A 15,091-nucleotide genomic window follows, 5' to 3' on the forward strand; every position below is an offset into this window, starting at 1 on the left:
TAACCCGCAAAGCTGGTCCAACGGGTGGGTCAGAATTCAATGCAAATCGTGGGTCAGGATTCCGTGCAAATCAACAGGTCAGCATCGCTGGCGCTACTTGAAGCGAGAGGCCGCTTCTCTAATGGTACGTTTTTGATGGTAACCGTTGATTCCTAAGGAAAACTTCTGCCGCTGCACCGATAGTTCTCCCTTCCCCTCAGAAGTAGCGATTGCATGCTCTGCATAGTGCTAGGAACCGCTGGCGGGTCTCGTCCGTCTTCGGAGATGTGTAGGGTCCGGGAACGGCTCCTAGAATCGAGAATGCTTAAATCTTGAGCAAACTTTAATGCAAGACTCGTCTGTCGCGTGGTCGTTGCTACAGGTCGCGCTGCTGCTGCACACCGCAGAATATTGTTGTGTGCCCTATGGGGGGCCTTCTCTCTGTTGGTGTCCAAATTGCCGCTCCCCTTACCCAGTAGGGCTCTCAGGGAACGGTGAGTCCAGATAAGATTCTCTACTCACCTTGGGGTTTCCCAGTGATTTATTCGAAAGAGGCTACCATGCTTGGAATATCTGGGTCGGCGCGTAGCGGCGCTACTTGGAGAGACACACTCGGTATGGTCAGCAGAAACCTGAAGAAACTCGTAGACAACACTGGGAGGCTGAAGGGAGGAAGGATTTTTTTAGGCCCTCTCTCCAATGGTAAGAAAATTACCGCTCCCCTTGTCCCGTCGGGCTCTCAGGGTACTAAACCTAAAACTTGGTAAAAGATAAGACTTCTCGGGATTGAGGGGGTCTGAGGGAATCCGGTGTGCTCGGTGGATGACTCTGAGAATGTCAAGGGTTTCCTTGAGATTCGTGCGCCTCTTTAAAAGTGTTGTATCCATACAACTACTAATAGCAATATGTACTAGACGGTACAAATACAGAGACCTCTGGATTCACCCCGATCCTTCGGCCCCTCGAGTCTCGCACGACGATCCTCAATCAATCACATACAGGGTGAACTCGTCGTCAGGTTCCGAATCGCAGTCGATCAGGGTGACCGTGAACTCATCATCGAGCGTGGAATCGCAGTCAATCAGGGTGAAAACGTCTTGTTGCGGCATTCTTGAATCCCTTGGTATCCGTCGCTTCCCGGTATTGGGGCGACTTGTTGTCATTAAGTACTAACGGCTGACTTTGGTTTTTCCTAAAGAGGCCCGAGAAACGGCCTCACCTGTCTGTGTGTTATGCGCGGTCTTTCACGCGAAGGATCGTTGCCCGGGAGGTGTCGAAATCCCTTGCCAACTGGGAGACCGTAACGCCTTGCCCCAGAGCCTCACGGACCTTCTGCTGGTCTGCGGTGCTGAGGCTTGCCTTACGGCCCAACTGTTTGCCTTCAGCCTTCGCGCGTGCCAGTCCTGCCTGTGTACGTTCAATGATCAGGTCCCGTTCAAACTCAGCCATTGAGGAGAGGACGCCCATGATCAATTTCCCTGCAGAGCTAGTGAGGTCCGCGCCGCCAAGCTGGAGGCAATGCACTCGCACACCCATGCTCGCCAGACGGTCAACCGTAGCCCGCACGTCCAGTGCCGAACGTCCCAGACGGTCCAGCTTGGTCACGATCAACACGTCACCCTTCTCCAGACGGTCAACCAACTTTGCGAAGAGGGGACGCTTGAAGGCTTCCGTGGATCCACTAATGGTCTCCTCAACGATCCGTTGGGGTTCCACAGCAAACCCCGCGCTCTGGATTTCCTGAAGCTGGTTGTTCGTGGTCGATTCGATCTTGCTGACTCGGGCGTATGCGAAGGTGCGGGACATTTCGTCTTCCTCGGTGTTCTTGATGTACGAAAGGGGTGAACGAAATATAACTAGTGTCCGGAATAGCGTCAACCTATATTTCGCACAGGCCGTAGCTATCTGTTCACAATTGACCGTTTTCGCACAGAGGACAATCCCTCCCACAGACTGCTGAAGTGTCCGCTATCCTTTCGTCGGATTATTCCAAGGGCATAGGTTGACCTAAGTCCACACATAACTACAGAAACGGGGAAGGTATGAAGATCGTCGCTATCGCTGCAGCAATAACGGTCCTGTCGGGTTGCGTATCTGCTCCAGACCTCGATCTAAGCAAAGTCGATTCAGCTTGTTCTCAGCGTTGCTCCTCTCAATATTCAACCTGCACTGCAGGGTTCAAACTCTTTCCCTTGGTGGCCCAAGCGCATTGCAATGAGTCCCTGAAGGTCTGCGCTTCGACTTGTCCGACTGCACAGCCTGTCATTGCAACCACGACGTCCGCCCAGAAGCTTTCCGAGCTAAATAGCTTGTACAAGCAGGGGCTGATTACGGAGAAGGAGTACGAGACCAAAAAGCAGGAAATCTTGAAGGCTCTGTAGCAGACGTGACCTTCGTGGAACATGTGGCCGCGCCGCTCTTATTTTTTCTGGGCACTTCAGGCTACAAGCACTTATACATATGAAAGCGATAACGACAACGATGCTGTCCGCCATTGCTCTGGCTGGCTGCGCGAGCGCATCAGGCGTGGTGCCTATGGGGCAAGATACATTCATGGTCTCTCGGCAGGCCGCCACAGGGTTTTCGGGCCTTGGCAACCTCAAAGCCGAAGCCCTCCAAGAGGCAAACCAATACTGCATAGGCCATGACAGGGCCCTCCAGCTTGTCCACACCGACGAGACGAAACCTCCTTACCTCCTCGGGAATTACCCCCGAGTGGAGGTTCAGTTCATGTGCCTTTCCGCGAACGACCCGCAATTGAAACGGGCACGCCCGAGGCGCGACGCAGATGCGACTATCGAGGTACGCTAGGTCGAAAGGACACTGCGCTAATGTCCCCGGGAATCTTCGGGGAATTAGGAAAAGATACGACGGCGGGACGACAGCGAGGTAGACCAGAGGCACAGCAAGGGTCAGCGGGGGCGAAGCGGTCTCAGCATTTTCCCGGCTGTTTCCCAAGGTACCGGGTATGCCTCTGCGGAATCCTTTTCCAAAATGCCGCTAAAGGTTTTTCGTTGTTCTTGTTGTTCAGACTCGTGAGTGAGAGAACTTCCCCCAGTTTTTCGAAAGGGAATACAAATCGAGGCTGAGGGTGTGTGGGCTGGGCAGAACAGGGGGGCTTGTTTTCCTACAGTGTCGGCCCCCCATAGGGGCGGGGCTATCTGGGGACTTCTGTAAGGTACCCGTAAGACAGCCTTGGTACTACAAACCTAGCATCTGAGGTACTACAGCGTCTCTAAACGGCCTCTCTCCTGACACCTTGCGATCGACCGCAAATCCTTATACAGTCTGGGGTTGAGCCCTTCACACGGCTATGTTAGGTTACGTTCCTTATTCCTCTTTCCGGCACCAAGCTTCATACAAAAAACCCGCGTGATCGCACACCACGCGGGTTTTTTCATTTTCGCCCTCAACGCCTTCTGCCACCTGCCCTGCGCGTCGCCGAGGCTGTGCACCGGATGTCGTCGAATGGCAAACGGATGGCGCTTTTAATACGCACGATTCGCTGGAATTACGATGCGAATCACGATTCTCCTGCTCTATGTGCGTTTCCACACAAGTGAATAATTATTCTCCCTGGGGCGATATTACGTCAACGATGGTTTCCCGCTATCGTTATATGTATGGAGTGAACGTTAAAGTGCTATTGCAGCGCGTCATCTGCCAGGGCCTGAACCGCCGTACGCCAAGCGCCGCAACGTGGCGCCGCAGCAGATAAAGGCGCACAAAGTACCGGGTCACCGCTGGAGAACGGTAAATCAGTCAATTTGATTTTGCAGGCAGATTTCACGAACGGTCATGCGTATATTAGATAGTCGGATTTATCCGCTCGACCTCAAGTAATGCTGCGACGTTCCGATAAAGCAACAAAGGAACTTGGAAATGTTCCTGCAGTGCAATGGGCTCGGGAAGAACTGAGGCCGAGTCTGAAATCGAGCTACAAGGAGAGAAATCATGGACGCCAAGCCGACGAAAATTCCGACACCCGACAAAGTCCGTTGTCCGGATCCGGAACCGGTCGGGGTCGAGTTCCTGGCTGCCGAACTGCCGGAGCACGTTCGCGCGTTTTTCGACGAGCAGCGCAATCTGCGCGAGTCGAAATAAACGTCGCTGACGGGAACGCCCGCCATCACCGCGCATTCGACGCATCGTGAAAGAACGCTCTCGCGGACTTCGCGAATCCTCGTGGCTCACGCCAAGCGTCGTTGCGCCTGATCGCCCCGACGACGCGCGACACCGGTCGCGCGCCATGCATAATCCTGCGCGGCGGGTAAACGACTGGCGAACGGGGACGCTGAGTTATGCTGGCGCTTTTCGCCGCCCGACCTGTCGCATGCATCCAACGTTTCGCTTCTTCGCCGCACTCGGACATCGCCGAGGCCGCGTACTCGCCGCCCTCGCCTCCTTGTTGCTCGGTTGCATCGGCGCCGCTCACGCCGACGGCGACGACGCGCCGCTCACGAGCCTCGTCGCGCTGGCGTCGCAACGGCTCGCGCTCGCCGAGCCGGTCGCCCGCTGGAAGTGGGCGCGTCACGAACCTATCACCGATGAACCGCGCGAAGCCGCCCTGCTCGCGAGCGTCGAACAAAAGGCGCAGGCGGCGGGCGTCGATCCGGCGTTCGTGCAGCGCTTCTTCCGCGATCAGATCGAGGCGAGCAAGGACGTGCAGAACGCGCTCTTTGCCAACTGGCGCGCCGCGCGCCCGCCCGAAGGATCGCCGCCCGATCTCGCCGCGGACACCCGCCCGAAGCTCGATCGCCTGACGCAGTCGCTGATCGCGGCACTCGCGCGCGTCGAGCCGATTCGCCATGCCGACGATTGCCCGCTGCGACTCGCCGACAGCGTCGCGCGTTGGAAGCACCTGACGCGCTACGACGCCGCACTCAACGCGCCGTTGTCGCGCGCGCTGTCGCACGTGTGCGCGACCGGCGGCGTCGGGGCGGTCGGGTAGATAAAGCAGAAATCAGTCGACGGCGACCATCGCGGCGAGCGGCACGAACGCGAGACCGCGCGCGAGCCGTTCGCCGAGAATCCGATAAGTCGATAGTTCAAAGCCCGTGGCCGGCGATTGCGCACGCAACATTGCCGCATCGACGAGCGTCGCGGCGGAGCCGAAGTACTGCCACTGATCGATGACATGCCACGCGCGCAGACCGGTGCCCGGATCGCGCTCCTCAATGGCGATCGCACCCGGATAGGGCCAGACTGCGCCGCGCGCGTCGTCGCGCCGCTCGCGCACCGGGCGATTGTGCGGCGGCCGCAAGCGCGCCACCGAGCTCGCCTCGGCAAGCAACGCACCGATCTCGCCGCCCGTGGCCGTCCATTCGACGTGCCGCACGAGCGCCGCGAGCCGCAGGTCTTTCGCCGACCGGCGCGGGCCCGTGAGGTGCGAACGCACGCGCTGGCGCAAGCGCACGCTTCTGCCGACGAAAAGCGGCATGTCGTTCTCGCCGTAGAACACATAGATGCCGCAGCCCGCCGGAATCCGCTCGATCGTATCCTCGTCGATGTCACCGGCGAGCCGGAAGCGTCGCGTGACTTTTTCCATATGTCCGCGCAGCACGTCCGACGCATGCGCGCGGTGCAGGTGCTGCCAGAACTGCCAGAGCAGATCCGCGTCGGCGAGCGCGCGGTGGCGCGCCGAAGGCACGAGCGCGTGCCGCTCGACGAGTGCGTCGAGACCGTGCCGCGCTTCCGACGGATAGACCGCGCGCGAGAGTTGGACCGTGCACAGCACGTCGGGCTGGAATTTCAATCCGACGCGCTTGAATTCGCCGCGCAGAAAGCCGTGATCGAAATGCGCGTTGTGCGCGATGAACAGCCGGCCGTTCATCCGCTCGAAGAGGTTCGCGGCGAGTTCGTCGAAGGTGGGCGCGTCGCGCACCATCGAGTCGGTGATGCCGGTCAGGTTCTGAATAAACGACGGGATCGGCTTCAGCGGATTGACGAGCGTGCTCCACTGCGTCACGCCGGACGGACCCGCCTCCACGATACCGATTTCCGTGATGCGATCGATACCGAGCGAGCCGCCGGTCGTTTCGAGATCGACGAAAACGACGGGGTCTGCGGGAAAGTGATTGACGGGAAACGGAGGAAGAGCGTGCATCGTGATGATTGAGGGCACGGCGTTCAGCGGACCCGATGTGAACCGCCGGAACTCACGCGCGTAAAAGATGCGGACATTTTAGCCCAGGCGCGCCATGTGGACGACTTCATCCAGTTCCTGATCCTCAATTGCAGCCGTGGATGTCGGCAGCTTAAAATCCGGAATCGACTCGGCATTTACCCCAATTTACGGATCACGCGTTTGTCGCCTCGATTATCTCGCGGCGTTTAATCATAACGAGCCAGATAGAAAACCGATGCGAAAACATGAACCGCGCCCGCGTGCAATACTGGTATTCCCGGCAAATTAAAAACCCCTTGCGAAGGCAAGGGGTTTCTCAAGGCACCGAATTCACTCGCGACTTAGAGCGCGCGGATGTTGGCAGCCTGCTTGCCCTTCGGTCCGGCCTTCGTTTCGAAGGACACGCGCTGGTTTTCCTTCAGCGACTTGAACCCATCGGCACGGATCTCGGAGAAGTGCGCGAACAGGTCTTCGCCGCCAGCGTCGGACGTGATGAAGCCAAAGCCTTTAGCATCGTTGAACCATTTGACGATACCGGTTTCCATATATTCGACTCCCTCGGAAGTTTGATCAAAGACGGGCGAACCCTTAAAATGCCGCGTGTATTTTATCTGCTGGAATGGACGCCAACATATTAATCCACGGCCTCGCTTTTATATAAGGCAGCGCCGCGACCGTCAAGTCAATTTTAATGACCACCGCGATTGATTCAGCAGTATTTGTGTAAAGCAAATCGGCTCTCGCACCATGAGTTAAGCACATCAGACAGAGTGCGTGGAACGCGCAATATAGTGGGTATTTGTTGTCATATTTGTAACAAGACATTTCTAATGGTAAGTGTTTACGCGTCTTGTTCGAACCGCGTCAGATCCGCAAACTGGAGACGTAATTTGCAGACGAATTAGGAGTATCAGTTGTGATGACCGAACTCAAGCGCGCACTTCAGAAAATGATGTCGCTGGTAGCACCGATGCCTTCCGAGACCACCGCGGTCGCCCCGCTCGAATTCGATCCAGCCTGGCATGGCGATCACTGGCAGAACCTTTTATCGTCGCCGATGGACGCCCGGCATTACGTGATGGAAGACTGGACCGTACCGTTGCAGTACGAATCGGCGGACGCGCCAGCCGGTTTCAGCGCCGGGAAAAAGGCCACATGAAGGGTTGACGGCCCTCGAACCGACGAAAAAAAGCGCGACTAAAGAGTCGCGCTGAAAGGTTTGGAGATCTTTTCCGTCAACGAAAAAGTCTGCTTCGGAAAGCAGAGACACTAGTATAACGAGCGTCGTAGCAATAATTACCACCACAAACGGCAAACGACTATTGCGCTTATCTCAATAATCTAACTTTCGGATTATTCTTCTTGTGCATTGCATTATCTTTGTCGTGAATGCGCAACGGCGAAAGGTTGACACCTCTTCCCAGCTATTTTCGATTTCTCAAAAAGCCTTGTCGCTCAAGGCTTTACGGCAATTTTTCGATCATTGCCGATCAAAGAATACTTTATTGCGTATTTCGGAATGTCTGCGCTGTAACCTCGTCTTTACACTTCGTGTGGTCCGGAAACAAATGTGTTCGAAATGAACATATTGCTCGCCTGACAGCGCCTCTCGCAGCGCGTCGGAGGGAAGGTTTCCTTCAAGCCTGGGCTCACCGCCCATTCTGCTCTCGGAGTTACAAAGATGAAAAAGACTCTCATGGTCGCCGCCCTGACGGGCGTATTTGCTACCGCCGCTCACGCACAAAGCAGCGTCACGCTGTACGGCCTGATCGACGCGGGCATCACGTATACCAACAATCAGCAAGGCCACAGCAACTTCAAGGCGACGAGCGGTTCGGTCAACGGCAGCCGTTGGGGCTTGCGCGGTTCTGAAGACCTCGGCGGCGGCCTGAAGGCAATCTTCACGTTGGAAAACGGCTTCAACATCATGAACGGCAACAACCTCCAGGGCGGCCGTGAGTTCGGTCGTCAGGCGTTTGTCGGTCTGTCGAGCCAGCAATTCGGCGCCGTGACGCTCGGTCGCCAATATGATTCCGTCGTCGACTACCTCGGGCCGCTGGCTCTGACGGGCACGCAATACGGCGGCACGCAGTTCGCCCACCCGTTCGACAACGACAACCTCGATAACTCGTTCCGCGTGAACAACTCGGTCAAGTACACGAGCGCGAACTACGGCGGCTTCAAGTTCGGCGGCATGTACGGCTTCTCGAACGAAGCGGGCGGTTTCGCGAACAACCGCGCTTACAGCGTCGGCGCATCGTATAACTATGGCCCGTTGAACGTCGCTGCGGCATACATGCAGTTGAACAACGCGAATTCGGCGCTTGCCTTGACGACGAACGCAGGCGGCGCAATCTCGACGGACGCTCCGTTCTCCGCGGGCCGTCAGCGCACCTTCGGCGGCGGCATCAGCTACGCCTTCGGCCCGGCAACGGTTGGCTTCGTGTTCACGCAGACGATGCTGGACGACGCAACGCAAATCACGGCAGCCGGCACGGGCGGCGCGGCGATCGCCCTGACCGATCCGCACGTTCGCTTCACCAACTACGAAGTCAATGGCCGTTACAACCTGACGCCGGCTCTGAGCCTGGCAGGCGCGTACACGTACACGGACAGCCGTATCGACGGCGTGAAGCCGAAGTTCCACCAGGTCAGCCTGCAAACGGCCTACGCGCTGTCGAAGCGCACGGACGTGTATCTGCAAGGCGAATACCAGCACGTGACCGACACCGACGGTACGAACCTCGGCGCGACGATCACGGGTGTTGGCGTGTCGTCGACGGAAAACCAGGTTTCGGCAACGGTCGGCATTCGTCACCGCTTCTAAGCCTTGTTCTAAGTCTTACCCGCAGTACCGACGTGCAAAAGGCGCCGCTTGCGGCGCCTTTTTTTATGCTTCGATTGCGGTGCGCTGTTCAGGAAGCGCGCGGATACCGGACATCGAGAATATCGATCTGCTGCACGCCCGCCGGCGTGTGCAACGCCACGGTGTCTCCGATCTTCGCCTTCAGGAGCGCACGCGCGATCGGCGAAATCCAGCTGACGTGCCCGACATCGAGATCGACCTCGTCCACACCGACGATCGTCACCATATGCGACTCGCCGTCGTCGCCCGCGTAGTCGACCGTTGCGCCAAAAAACACCTGATCGACGTTTTCCTGCTTGCTGCTGTCGACGACTTCCGCGAGATCCAGCCGCTTTGTCAGAAAACGGATCCGCCGGTCGATCTCGCGCAGGCGCCGCTTGCCGTAGATATAGTCGCCGTTTTCCGATCGATCCCCGTTCGACGCCGCCCATGAGAGCAGCTTCACGATGTCCGGGCGCTCGACATCGAGCAGATGCAGCAGTTCGTCGCGCAGCCGCTGATGCCCGGCCGGCGTGATGTAGTTCTTGGTGCCCGCGGGCACGTCCGGCTGGGCGAGATCGAGGTCGTCGTCCGTATCGTCCGATTCTTTGACAAATGCTTTATTCATGGTGCAAACCGCTCAAAAGTCCCGTGGGAAATGCGCGCAGGATTACGATTACGCTGATGTACAAGGTAACACGAAGGCCAACGAAAACCCGGCGAAAATGCCTTCCAGCTCTTCCTTTTTCAGACAGCTTTGTCTATAATCTCGCTTCTGCGTGCGGCTGTAGCTCAGTTGGATAGAGTACTTGGCTACGAACCAAGGGGTCGTGGGTTCGAATCCTGCCAGCCGCACCACTCTTTCAAGCGTATTTTCCCTCGGGAAGTCGTTTAATCAGCAAATCGCGCTTAACCACAAGCGCAGCGAAGTATCACGAAGTTATCAAGTAGTATCGGTTTTGCGTGCGGCTGTAGCTCAGTTGGATAGAGTACTTGGCTACGAACCAAGGGGTCGTGGGTTCGAATCCTGCCAGCCGCACCACCTTTTGAAGGGCCTTCCATTCGGAAGGCCCTTTTGTTTTGGCCTCGCGGTTTTGGCCTCGCGTTCGGGTTTATTGACGCGGCGCCGATCCAATATCGCCGATGCGTCCGTCCGGCACCGGCATGTCTTCCACCGATGCCACCGCGCTCGCCTCGCCGATCGGTTCCGCGTGGGCGCCGAGCAGCGTCTGCGGGCGACGCAGGTATTCGTCGTCGACCGTGTCGCCAAACGCATGGCGCACGAACGCGCGCAGCAACGCGATTCTGAGCGACGCGCCCCGCCCTTCCACCTCTCCCCCGTCCTTAGCGAACGTCGCGGTGCAGATCACCTCGCCGCGTCCGTGGTCGCTCACTTCGAGCCGGCATGCGCGCTCCAGCACGACCGACGCCGCTTCCCACGACGTCGACGGCAGGAAGCGGCCGTCCCACGGCTTGCCGCGATCGTTGCCGCGGATCGAGAGCGTCTCGCCGCTGTCGGTGAAGTGAATTTCGCGGATGAAGTCGTGCAGGCCGCGCGCGACCCAGTAGTCGAGCGCGGGACCTTCGAGATCGGATGTTTTCATGGTCGTGCCCTTGTGTACGTCGTGTTCGTTCAACGGGTACAGGCACGCAGGTTACGTTCCAGCGCCGGCGCGCCAAAAACGGTCGATGTCAGTAGTCGCCGCGTTCGCGGTCGATGCGCATGCCGCCATCCTGGTTGCGATGGTGCGGCTCGTCGCTCGGACGCTCGCGCGCGATGCGCATCACGTCGGGATTCGTGCGCACGCGTCGCATCACATTCGCGAGATGCACGCGGTCGCTCACCTGGATCACGAAGCGCAGCAGCGTGGCGTCCTGCGTGGGATCTTCGTCCATCGCGATGTGGACGATGTTCGCGTCCGCCGACGTGATGTCCGCGGCGACCCGCGCGAACACGCCCTTCGTATTCTTCACAAGCACCTTGACCGCGACGTCGAAGAGACGCCCCGGCTGCGGCGCCCACGCCACGTCGATCCAGCGGCCCGGATCGCGGCGATGAATGCGCTGCGCGACGCGGCAGTCGGTCGTGTGGATCGCCATGCCGAGGCCGATGCCGATATAGCCCATGATGTCGTCGCCGGGAATCGGGCGGCAGCACGCCGACAACTGCACCGACATCCCTTCCGTACCCGTGATGACCACCGGCGGTGCCGTGTTCGTGGTGAAGCTTTCGCGCGGGGAATCGTCGTCGTCGCGACCGTTCATCAGCACTTCGATGCGCTTCGCCATCACCGCCGCCACGCGCCGGCCGAGACCGATATCCGCGAAGATTTCCTGGCGCGTCTTGTTGCCGGTCCACTGCACGAGCTTTTCCCACGCTTCCGGCGTGACTTCCGCGAGCGTGAGGCCGTAGCCCTTGAGACTTTGATCGACGAGCCGCTCGCCCAGTTGCACCGATTCGTTGAGCCGCATCGTCTTCAGATAGTGGCGGATGGCCGAGCGCGCCTTGCCGGTGCGCACGAAGCCGAGCCATGCGGGATTCGGCTTCGAATACGGCGCCGTGATGACTTCGACGATGTCGCCGCTCTTCAATTCGGTGCGCAGCGGCAGCAGTTCGTTGTTGATCTTCACCGCGACGCACTGGTTGCCGAGGTCGCTGTGGATCGAATACGCGAAGTCGAGCGCGGTTGCGCCGCGCGGCAGCGGCATGATTTTCGACTTCGGCGTGAAGACGTAGACGGCGTCCGGGAACAGGTCGATCTTGACGTGTTCGAGGAATTCGCTGGAGTCGCCCGCTTCGCTCTGAATGTCGAGCAGCGACTTCAGCCACTGGTGCGCGCGCTTTTGCACGTCGTTGAGATCCGCGCCGCCGTTCTTGTACAGCCAGTGCGCGGCCACGCCCGCCTCGGCGATCTCGTGCATCTTGCGCGTGCGGATCTGGAACTCGATCGGCGCGCCGAACGGACCGACGAGCGTCGTGTGAAGCGACTGATAGCCGTTCACCTTCGGGATCGCGATGTAGTCCTTGAACTTTCCCGGCACGGGCTTATAAAGCGCATGCAGCGCGCCGATGCACGTATAGCATTCGAGCGCGGTTTCGACGACCACGCGAAAACCGTACACATCCAGCACCTGCGAGAACGACAACTGCTTGTCGCGCATCTTCTTGTAGATGCTGTAGATGGTCTTTTCGCGGCCGGTGACTTCGGCGGAAATCTTGGCGTCGCCGATCGTGCGCTGCACCGCTTCGAGAATCTTGCCGACCACTTCGCGCCGGTTGCCGCGCGCCGCCTTCACCGCTTTTTCAAGCGTGGCGTAGCGACGCGGGTTGAAGTTCGCGAAGCTCAGGTCCTGCAGCTCGCGATAGGTATTGTTCAGCCCGAGCCGATGTGCGATCGGCGCGTAAATGTCGATGGTCTCGCGCGCCACGCGCCGGCGCTTCTCCGACGGCACGGCGCCCAGCGTGCGCATGTTGTGCAGCCGGTCGGCGAGTTTCACGAGGATCACGCGCACGTCGCGCGCCATCGCGAGCAGCATCTTGCGGAAGTTTTCCGCCTGCGCTTCCTCGCGGTTGCGAAACTCCATCTTGTCCAGCTTCGACAAGCCGTCGACCAGTTCCGCGACCTTCGCGCCGAAGCGCTCGGCGATCTCGGTCTTGGTGACGCCCTGGTCCTCGATCACGTCGTGCAGCAGCGCCGCCATGATCGACTGCGCGTCGAGCTTCCAGCCCGCGCAGATTTCGGCGACCGCGACCGGATGCGTGATGTACGGCTCGCCGCTCTGCCGGTACTGGCCGAGATGCGCTTCGTCGCTGAAATGGAAGGCCGCCTTGACGTCCTTGATCTCTTCGGGCGTGAGATAGGACGAAAGCCCGTTCGTCAGTTTCGCGATGGAAACGACGTCATGACGGCGTGGCTGCTCGGGTGTCGCGGTCGGCCCGAACAGATGGCGAAACGACTGTTCGAGGACTGCGTCGATGTATCTGCGTGCCGGCGCAGACTGGTTCGGCTCTTGGGCCGAGTCCTGGGCCGACTCGTGGTCGGCGTCGCTATCCGCGTCGACGGAGACGGGCAAGGGTGTGTGACTCATGTTCGCCTCCGTGGTTGTGACGTGGTGGACGCCGTTGCTAAGAAAAGCGCGATGAAAAAACGGCGCCTTTAGACCGGCACCTTCTTCAGCATCTCCACCCCGACCTGGCCTGCCGCGATTTCGCGCAGCGCAACGACCGTGGGTTTGTCGCGGCTTTCGATTTTCGGCGTGTGGCCCTGTGCAAGCTGACGTGCACGATAGGTCGCCGCGAGCGCCAGCTCGAAGCGGTTCGGGATCTGTTTCAGACAGTCTTCTACGGTGATGCGGGCCATGTTTGTTTCCTTCGGAATATGTTCTTCATTCTACCTTATGTGACCGGAACGCCCTGATCACGAAGCGTGCGGCGTATGAATGCCCAGCTCCACGAAAAGCTGCGTGTGGCGGGCGTATTGCGAACCGAAGCGCAGACGCGTCGCCGCCACGAGACATTGCAGTTCCGAGAGCGCGCGTTCGAAGTTCTCGTTGATCACGACGTACTCCGCTTCCGGCGCATGCGACATCTCGCTGCCGGCCGCGAGCAGGCGCCTCACGATCACGTTCTGCGGGTCCTGTCCGCGCTTCTTCAGGCGGTCTTCCAGCGCATCGAGCGACGGCGGCAGGATAAAGATCTCGACTGCGTTCCTGAACTGCTTCTTGACCTGCTGCGCGCCCTGCCAGTCGATTTCGAGCAGCACGTCGTGGCCGCTCTTCATCTGTTCCTCGATCCACACGCGCGAGGTCGCATAGTAGTTGCCGTGCACTTCCGCGCTTTCCAGGAACTCGCCCGTCGCATGACGCTCCATGAATTCGTCGACGGAGACGAAGTGGTACTGCACGCCGTTCTTGTCCTTCGGACGCGGCTCGCGCGTCGTGTACGACACCGACAGGCGGATCGCCGGGTCCTGCGCGAGGAGCGCGTTGACGAGCGTCGACTTGCCCGCGCCCGAGGGCGCGACGACCATGAAGAGGTTGCCCGGATAAATGCCGGTGTAGGTGCTGAGATGCGAGGTGCGCGTCGGGGTGGTCATTGAAACGTTACTCCAGGTTTTGTACTTGCTCGCGCATCTGCTCGATGAGGAGCTTCAACGTCATCGACGCATCGGCGAGTTCCTTCGCCGCCGCCTTCGAGCCGAGCGTATTCGCTTCGCGGTTCAGTTCCTGCATCATGAAGTCGAGGCGCTTGCCGACCTTGCCGCCCTTTTGCAGCACGTGGCGCGTCTCGGAGAGATGCGCGGTGAGCCGCTGCAGTTCTTCCGCGATGTCGATGCGGATGCCGTAGATGGTCACCTCCTGGCGAATCCGCTCCGCGATTTCCTCGCGCGGCAGGCTCGTCGGGGTGCCTTCGGGCGCCGCGATGCCGAGCGCGTCCTGCAGCCGCTCGACGATCTTTTGCTGATGCTTCGCGATCAGTTCGGGAACGAGCGGCGTCACGCGCGCGACGATCGCTTCCATTTCGGTTGCGTTGTTGATCAGCACCGACGCGAGCGCCGCGCCTTCGCGCGCGCGGACGTCGATCAGGTCGGCGATGGCCTGCTTGCCGCAGGCGATGACCGCTTCGCGCAACGCTTCCGGCGACACGCCGCTTTCCGCGAGCACGCCCGGCCAGCGCAGGATTTCGCCGGTGCGCATGCGTTCGGCCTGCGGGAAGGTTTCCAGCACCGAGCGCTCCAGCGCCGCGAGTTGCGAGAGCGCATCGCGGTTGAGCGCGCCGGCGTTCGCGGTTTGTTCCGCGCGATTCAGGTTGATACGGATGTCGACCTTGCCGCGCGAGAGCTTCGTCATCAGCATTTCGCGCAGTTGCGGCTCGCAGGCGCGCACGTCTTCGGGCATGCGGAAGTTCAGGTCGAGAAAGCGCGAATTCACCGTGCGCAATTCCACGGATACGCCGATGCCCGAGCCGCTCGGTCCCGTACCGTCCGCGGCGACTTCGCGCGTCGCGCTGGCATAGCCTGTCATGCTGTAGATCATGGTGCGTCTCGCGATTGATGCCTCCGAACGGAGGCCGGTTTGCTACGAGCGCCCGGCTGGTGACTTGTGCATGAGGGGCACGCGAGGACGGCCGGGCGGGGAAG

Annotated in this window: 15 protein-coding genes and 2 tRNA genes; 7 read left to right on the forward strand and 10 right to left on the reverse strand. The window is 59.5% G+C overall.

Annotated features, from left to right (window positions below; genetic code table 11):
• Positions 1 to 962: 962 nt before the first annotated feature.
• Both AWB66_RS34900 and AWB66_RS13155 read right to left on the reverse strand, forming a co-directional pair.
• Positions 963 to 1,088 carry a hypothetical protein gene (locus tag AWB66_RS34900; RefSeq protein WP_268811149.1) on the reverse strand — a complete coding sequence of 42 codons (126 nt, stop codon included), beginning with the start codon at positions 1,086 to 1,088 and terminating at the stop codon, positions 963 to 965.
• 121 nt (positions 1,089 to 1,209) lie between these two features.
• Positions 1,210 to 1,785, reverse strand: a complete 576-nt coding sequence (locus AWB66_RS13155) for a recombinase family protein (protein ID WP_087630734.1) — start codon at positions 1,783 to 1,785, stop codon at positions 1,210 to 1,212.
• Between the two features lie 236 nt (positions 1,786 to 2,021).
• On the opposite strand from AWB66_RS13155, the gene AWB66_RS35100 reads away from it, so the two are divergent.
• From AWB66_RS35100 to AWB66_RS13170, 3 genes are all read left to right on the forward strand, one after another.
• Complete coding sequence (locus AWB66_RS35100; RefSeq protein WP_087630735.1) at positions 2,022 to 2,360, forward strand: SHOCT domain-containing protein; 339 nt, start codon at positions 2,022 to 2,024, stop codon at positions 2,358 to 2,360.
• Between the two features lie 1,573 nt (positions 2,361 to 3,933).
• Positions 3,934 to 4,083 carry a hypothetical protein gene (locus AWB66_RS34030; RefSeq protein WP_165829947.1) on the forward strand — a complete coding sequence of 50 codons (150 nt, stop codon included), beginning with the start codon at positions 3,934 to 3,936 and terminating at the stop codon, positions 4,081 to 4,083.
• 229 nt (positions 4,084 to 4,312) lie between these two features.
• Positions 4,313 to 4,930, forward strand: a complete 618-nt coding sequence (locus tag AWB66_RS13170) for a chorismate mutase (RefSeq protein ID WP_087630737.1) — start codon at positions 4,313 to 4,315, stop codon at positions 4,928 to 4,930.
• Positions 4,931 to 4,942: 12 nt separating this feature from the next.
• On the opposite strand, the gene AWB66_RS13175 is transcribed toward AWB66_RS13170, so the two are convergent.
• Both AWB66_RS13175 and AWB66_RS13180 read right to left on the reverse strand, forming a co-directional pair.
• Positions 4,943 to 6,085, reverse strand: a complete 1,143-nt coding sequence (locus AWB66_RS13175; RefSeq protein WP_087630738.1) for an exonuclease domain-containing protein — start codon at positions 6,083 to 6,085, stop codon at positions 4,943 to 4,945.
• A 362-nt stretch (positions 6,086 to 6,447) separates the two neighbouring features.
• On the reverse strand, positions 6,448 to 6,651 hold the full coding sequence (locus AWB66_RS13180) for a cold-shock protein (RefSeq protein WP_062634503.1): 204 nt from the start codon (positions 6,649 to 6,651) through the stop codon (positions 6,448 to 6,450).
• 404 nt (positions 6,652 to 7,055) lie between these two features.
• Between AWB66_RS13180 and AWB66_RS13185 the strand changes: the two genes are divergently transcribed.
• The gene (locus AWB66_RS13185) at positions 7,056 to 7,265 is read left to right on the forward strand and encodes a hypothetical protein (protein ID WP_087630940.1); all 210 of its coding nucleotides are present in this window, start codon (positions 7,056 to 7,058) and stop codon (positions 7,263 to 7,265) included.
• Positions 7,266 to 7,787: 522 nt separating this feature from the next.
• A complete protein-coding gene (locus AWB66_RS13190; protein ID WP_087630739.1) occupies positions 7,788 to 8,933 on the forward strand; it encodes a porin in 1,146 nt (381 codons plus the stop codon).
• Positions 8,934 to 9,021: 88 nt separating this feature from the next.
• Here the strand turns inward: AWB66_RS13190 and greB are convergent, their stop codons facing one another.
• Positions 9,022 to 9,579 (reverse strand): transcription elongation factor GreB, encoded by a 558-nt coding sequence (gene greB, locus AWB66_RS13195; protein WP_087630740.1) that lies wholly within the window; start codon positions 9,577 to 9,579, stop codon positions 9,022 to 9,024.
• Between the two features lie 153 nt (positions 9,580 to 9,732).
• On the opposite strand from greB, the gene AWB66_RS13200 reads away from it, so the two are divergent.
• A tRNA-Arg gene (locus AWB66_RS13200) sits at positions 9,733 to 9,809 on the forward strand.
• Between the two features lie 107 nt (positions 9,810 to 9,916).
• A tRNA-Arg gene (locus AWB66_RS13205) sits at positions 9,917 to 9,993 on the forward strand.
• A gap of 70 nt (positions 9,994 to 10,063) precedes the next feature.
• Here AWB66_RS13205 and AWB66_RS13210 read toward each other — a convergent pair.
• The 5 genes from AWB66_RS13210 to AWB66_RS13230 form a co-directional block, all read right to left on the reverse strand.
• Entirely contained in the window at positions 10,064 to 10,555 is a 492-nt protein-coding gene (locus tag AWB66_RS13210; protein WP_087630941.1) for a phage protein NinX family protein, read from the reverse strand.
• An 88-nt stretch (positions 10,556 to 10,643) separates the two neighbouring features.
• On the reverse strand, positions 10,644 to 13,040 hold the full coding sequence (locus tag AWB66_RS13215; RefSeq protein ID WP_087630741.1) for a RelA/SpoT family protein: 2,397 nt from the start codon (positions 13,038 to 13,040) through the stop codon (positions 10,644 to 10,646).
• A 68-nt stretch (positions 13,041 to 13,108) separates the two neighbouring features.
• Positions 13,109 to 13,312, reverse strand: a complete 204-nt coding sequence (gene rpoZ / locus AWB66_RS13220) for a DNA-directed RNA polymerase subunit omega (protein ID WP_006025620.1) — start codon at positions 13,310 to 13,312, stop codon at positions 13,109 to 13,111.
• A gap of 57 nt (positions 13,313 to 13,369) precedes the next feature.
• Positions 13,370 to 14,047, reverse strand: coding sequence for a guanylate kinase (gene gmk / locus AWB66_RS13225; RefSeq protein WP_087630742.1), 678 nt, complete (start codon positions 14,045 to 14,047; stop codon positions 13,370 to 13,372).
• A gap of 7 nt (positions 14,048 to 14,054) precedes the next feature.
• A complete protein-coding gene (locus tag AWB66_RS13230; RefSeq protein ID WP_087630743.1) occupies positions 14,055 to 14,987 on the reverse strand; it encodes a YicC/YloC family endoribonuclease in 933 nt (310 codons plus the stop codon).
• Positions 14,988 to 15,091: the final 104 nt, after the last annotated feature.

The organism is Caballeronia telluris (genome assembly GCF_001544495.1).
Classification (GTDB): Bacteria; Pseudomonadota; Gammaproteobacteria; order Burkholderiales; family Burkholderiaceae; genus Caballeronia; species Caballeronia telluris.

What these genes read in the sequence shown, in the direction of transcription:
- AWB66_RS35100 (WP_087630735.1), top strand. Translation starts at nt 2,022, where the DNA reads ATGAAGATCGTCGCTATCGCTGCAGCAATAACGGTCCTGTCGGGTTGC.
- AWB66_RS13210 (WP_087630941.1), bottom strand. Translation starts at nt 10,555, where the DNA reads ATGAAAACATCCGATCTCGAAGGTCCCGCGCTCGACTACTGGGTCGCG.
- AWB66_RS13215 (WP_087630741.1), bottom strand. Translation starts at nt 13,040, where the DNA reads ATGAGTCACACACCCTTGCCCGTCTCCGTCGACGCGGATAGCGACGCC.
- AWB66_RS13155 (WP_087630734.1), bottom strand. Translation starts at nt 1,785, where the DNA reads ATGTCCCGCACCTTCGCATACGCCCGAGTCAGCAAGATCGAATCGACC.
- rpoZ (WP_006025620.1), bottom strand. Translation starts at nt 13,312, where the DNA reads ATGGCCCGCATCACCGTAGAAGACTGTCTGAAACAGATCCCGAACCGC.
- AWB66_RS13175 (WP_087630738.1), bottom strand. Translation starts at nt 6,085, where the DNA reads ATGCACGCTCTTCCTCCGTTTCCCGTCAATCACTTTCCCGCAGACCCC.
- AWB66_RS13170 (WP_087630737.1), top strand. Translation starts at nt 4,313, where the DNA reads ATGCATCCAACGTTTCGCTTCTTCGCCGCACTCGGACATCGCCGAGGC.
- AWB66_RS13190 (WP_087630739.1), top strand. Translation starts at nt 7,788, where the DNA reads ATGAAAAAGACTCTCATGGTCGCCGCCCTGACGGGCGTATTTGCTACC.
- greB (WP_087630740.1), bottom strand. Translation starts at nt 9,579, where the DNA reads ATGAATAAAGCATTTGTCAAAGAATCGGACGATACGGACGACGACCTC.
- gmk (WP_087630742.1), bottom strand. Translation starts at nt 14,047, where the DNA reads ATGACCACCCCGACGCGCACCTCGCATCTCAGCACCTACACCGGCATT.
- AWB66_RS13230 (WP_087630743.1), bottom strand. Translation starts at nt 14,987, where the DNA reads ATGATCTACAGCATGACAGGCTATGCCAGCGCGACGCGCGAAGTCGCC.
- AWB66_RS13180 (WP_062634503.1), bottom strand. Translation starts at nt 6,651, where the DNA reads ATGGAAACCGGTATCGTCAAATGGTTCAACGATGCTAAAGGCTTTGGC.
- AWB66_RS34900 (WP_268811149.1), bottom strand. Translation starts at nt 1,088, where the DNA reads ATGCCGCAACAAGACGTTTTCACCCTGATTGACTGCGATTCCACGCTC.
- AWB66_RS34030 (WP_165829947.1), top strand. Translation starts at nt 3,934, where the DNA reads ATGGACGCCAAGCCGACGAAAATTCCGACACCCGACAAAGTCCGTTGT.
- AWB66_RS13185 (WP_087630940.1), top strand. Translation starts at nt 7,056, where the DNA reads ATGATGTCGCTGGTAGCACCGATGCCTTCCGAGACCACCGCGGTCGCC.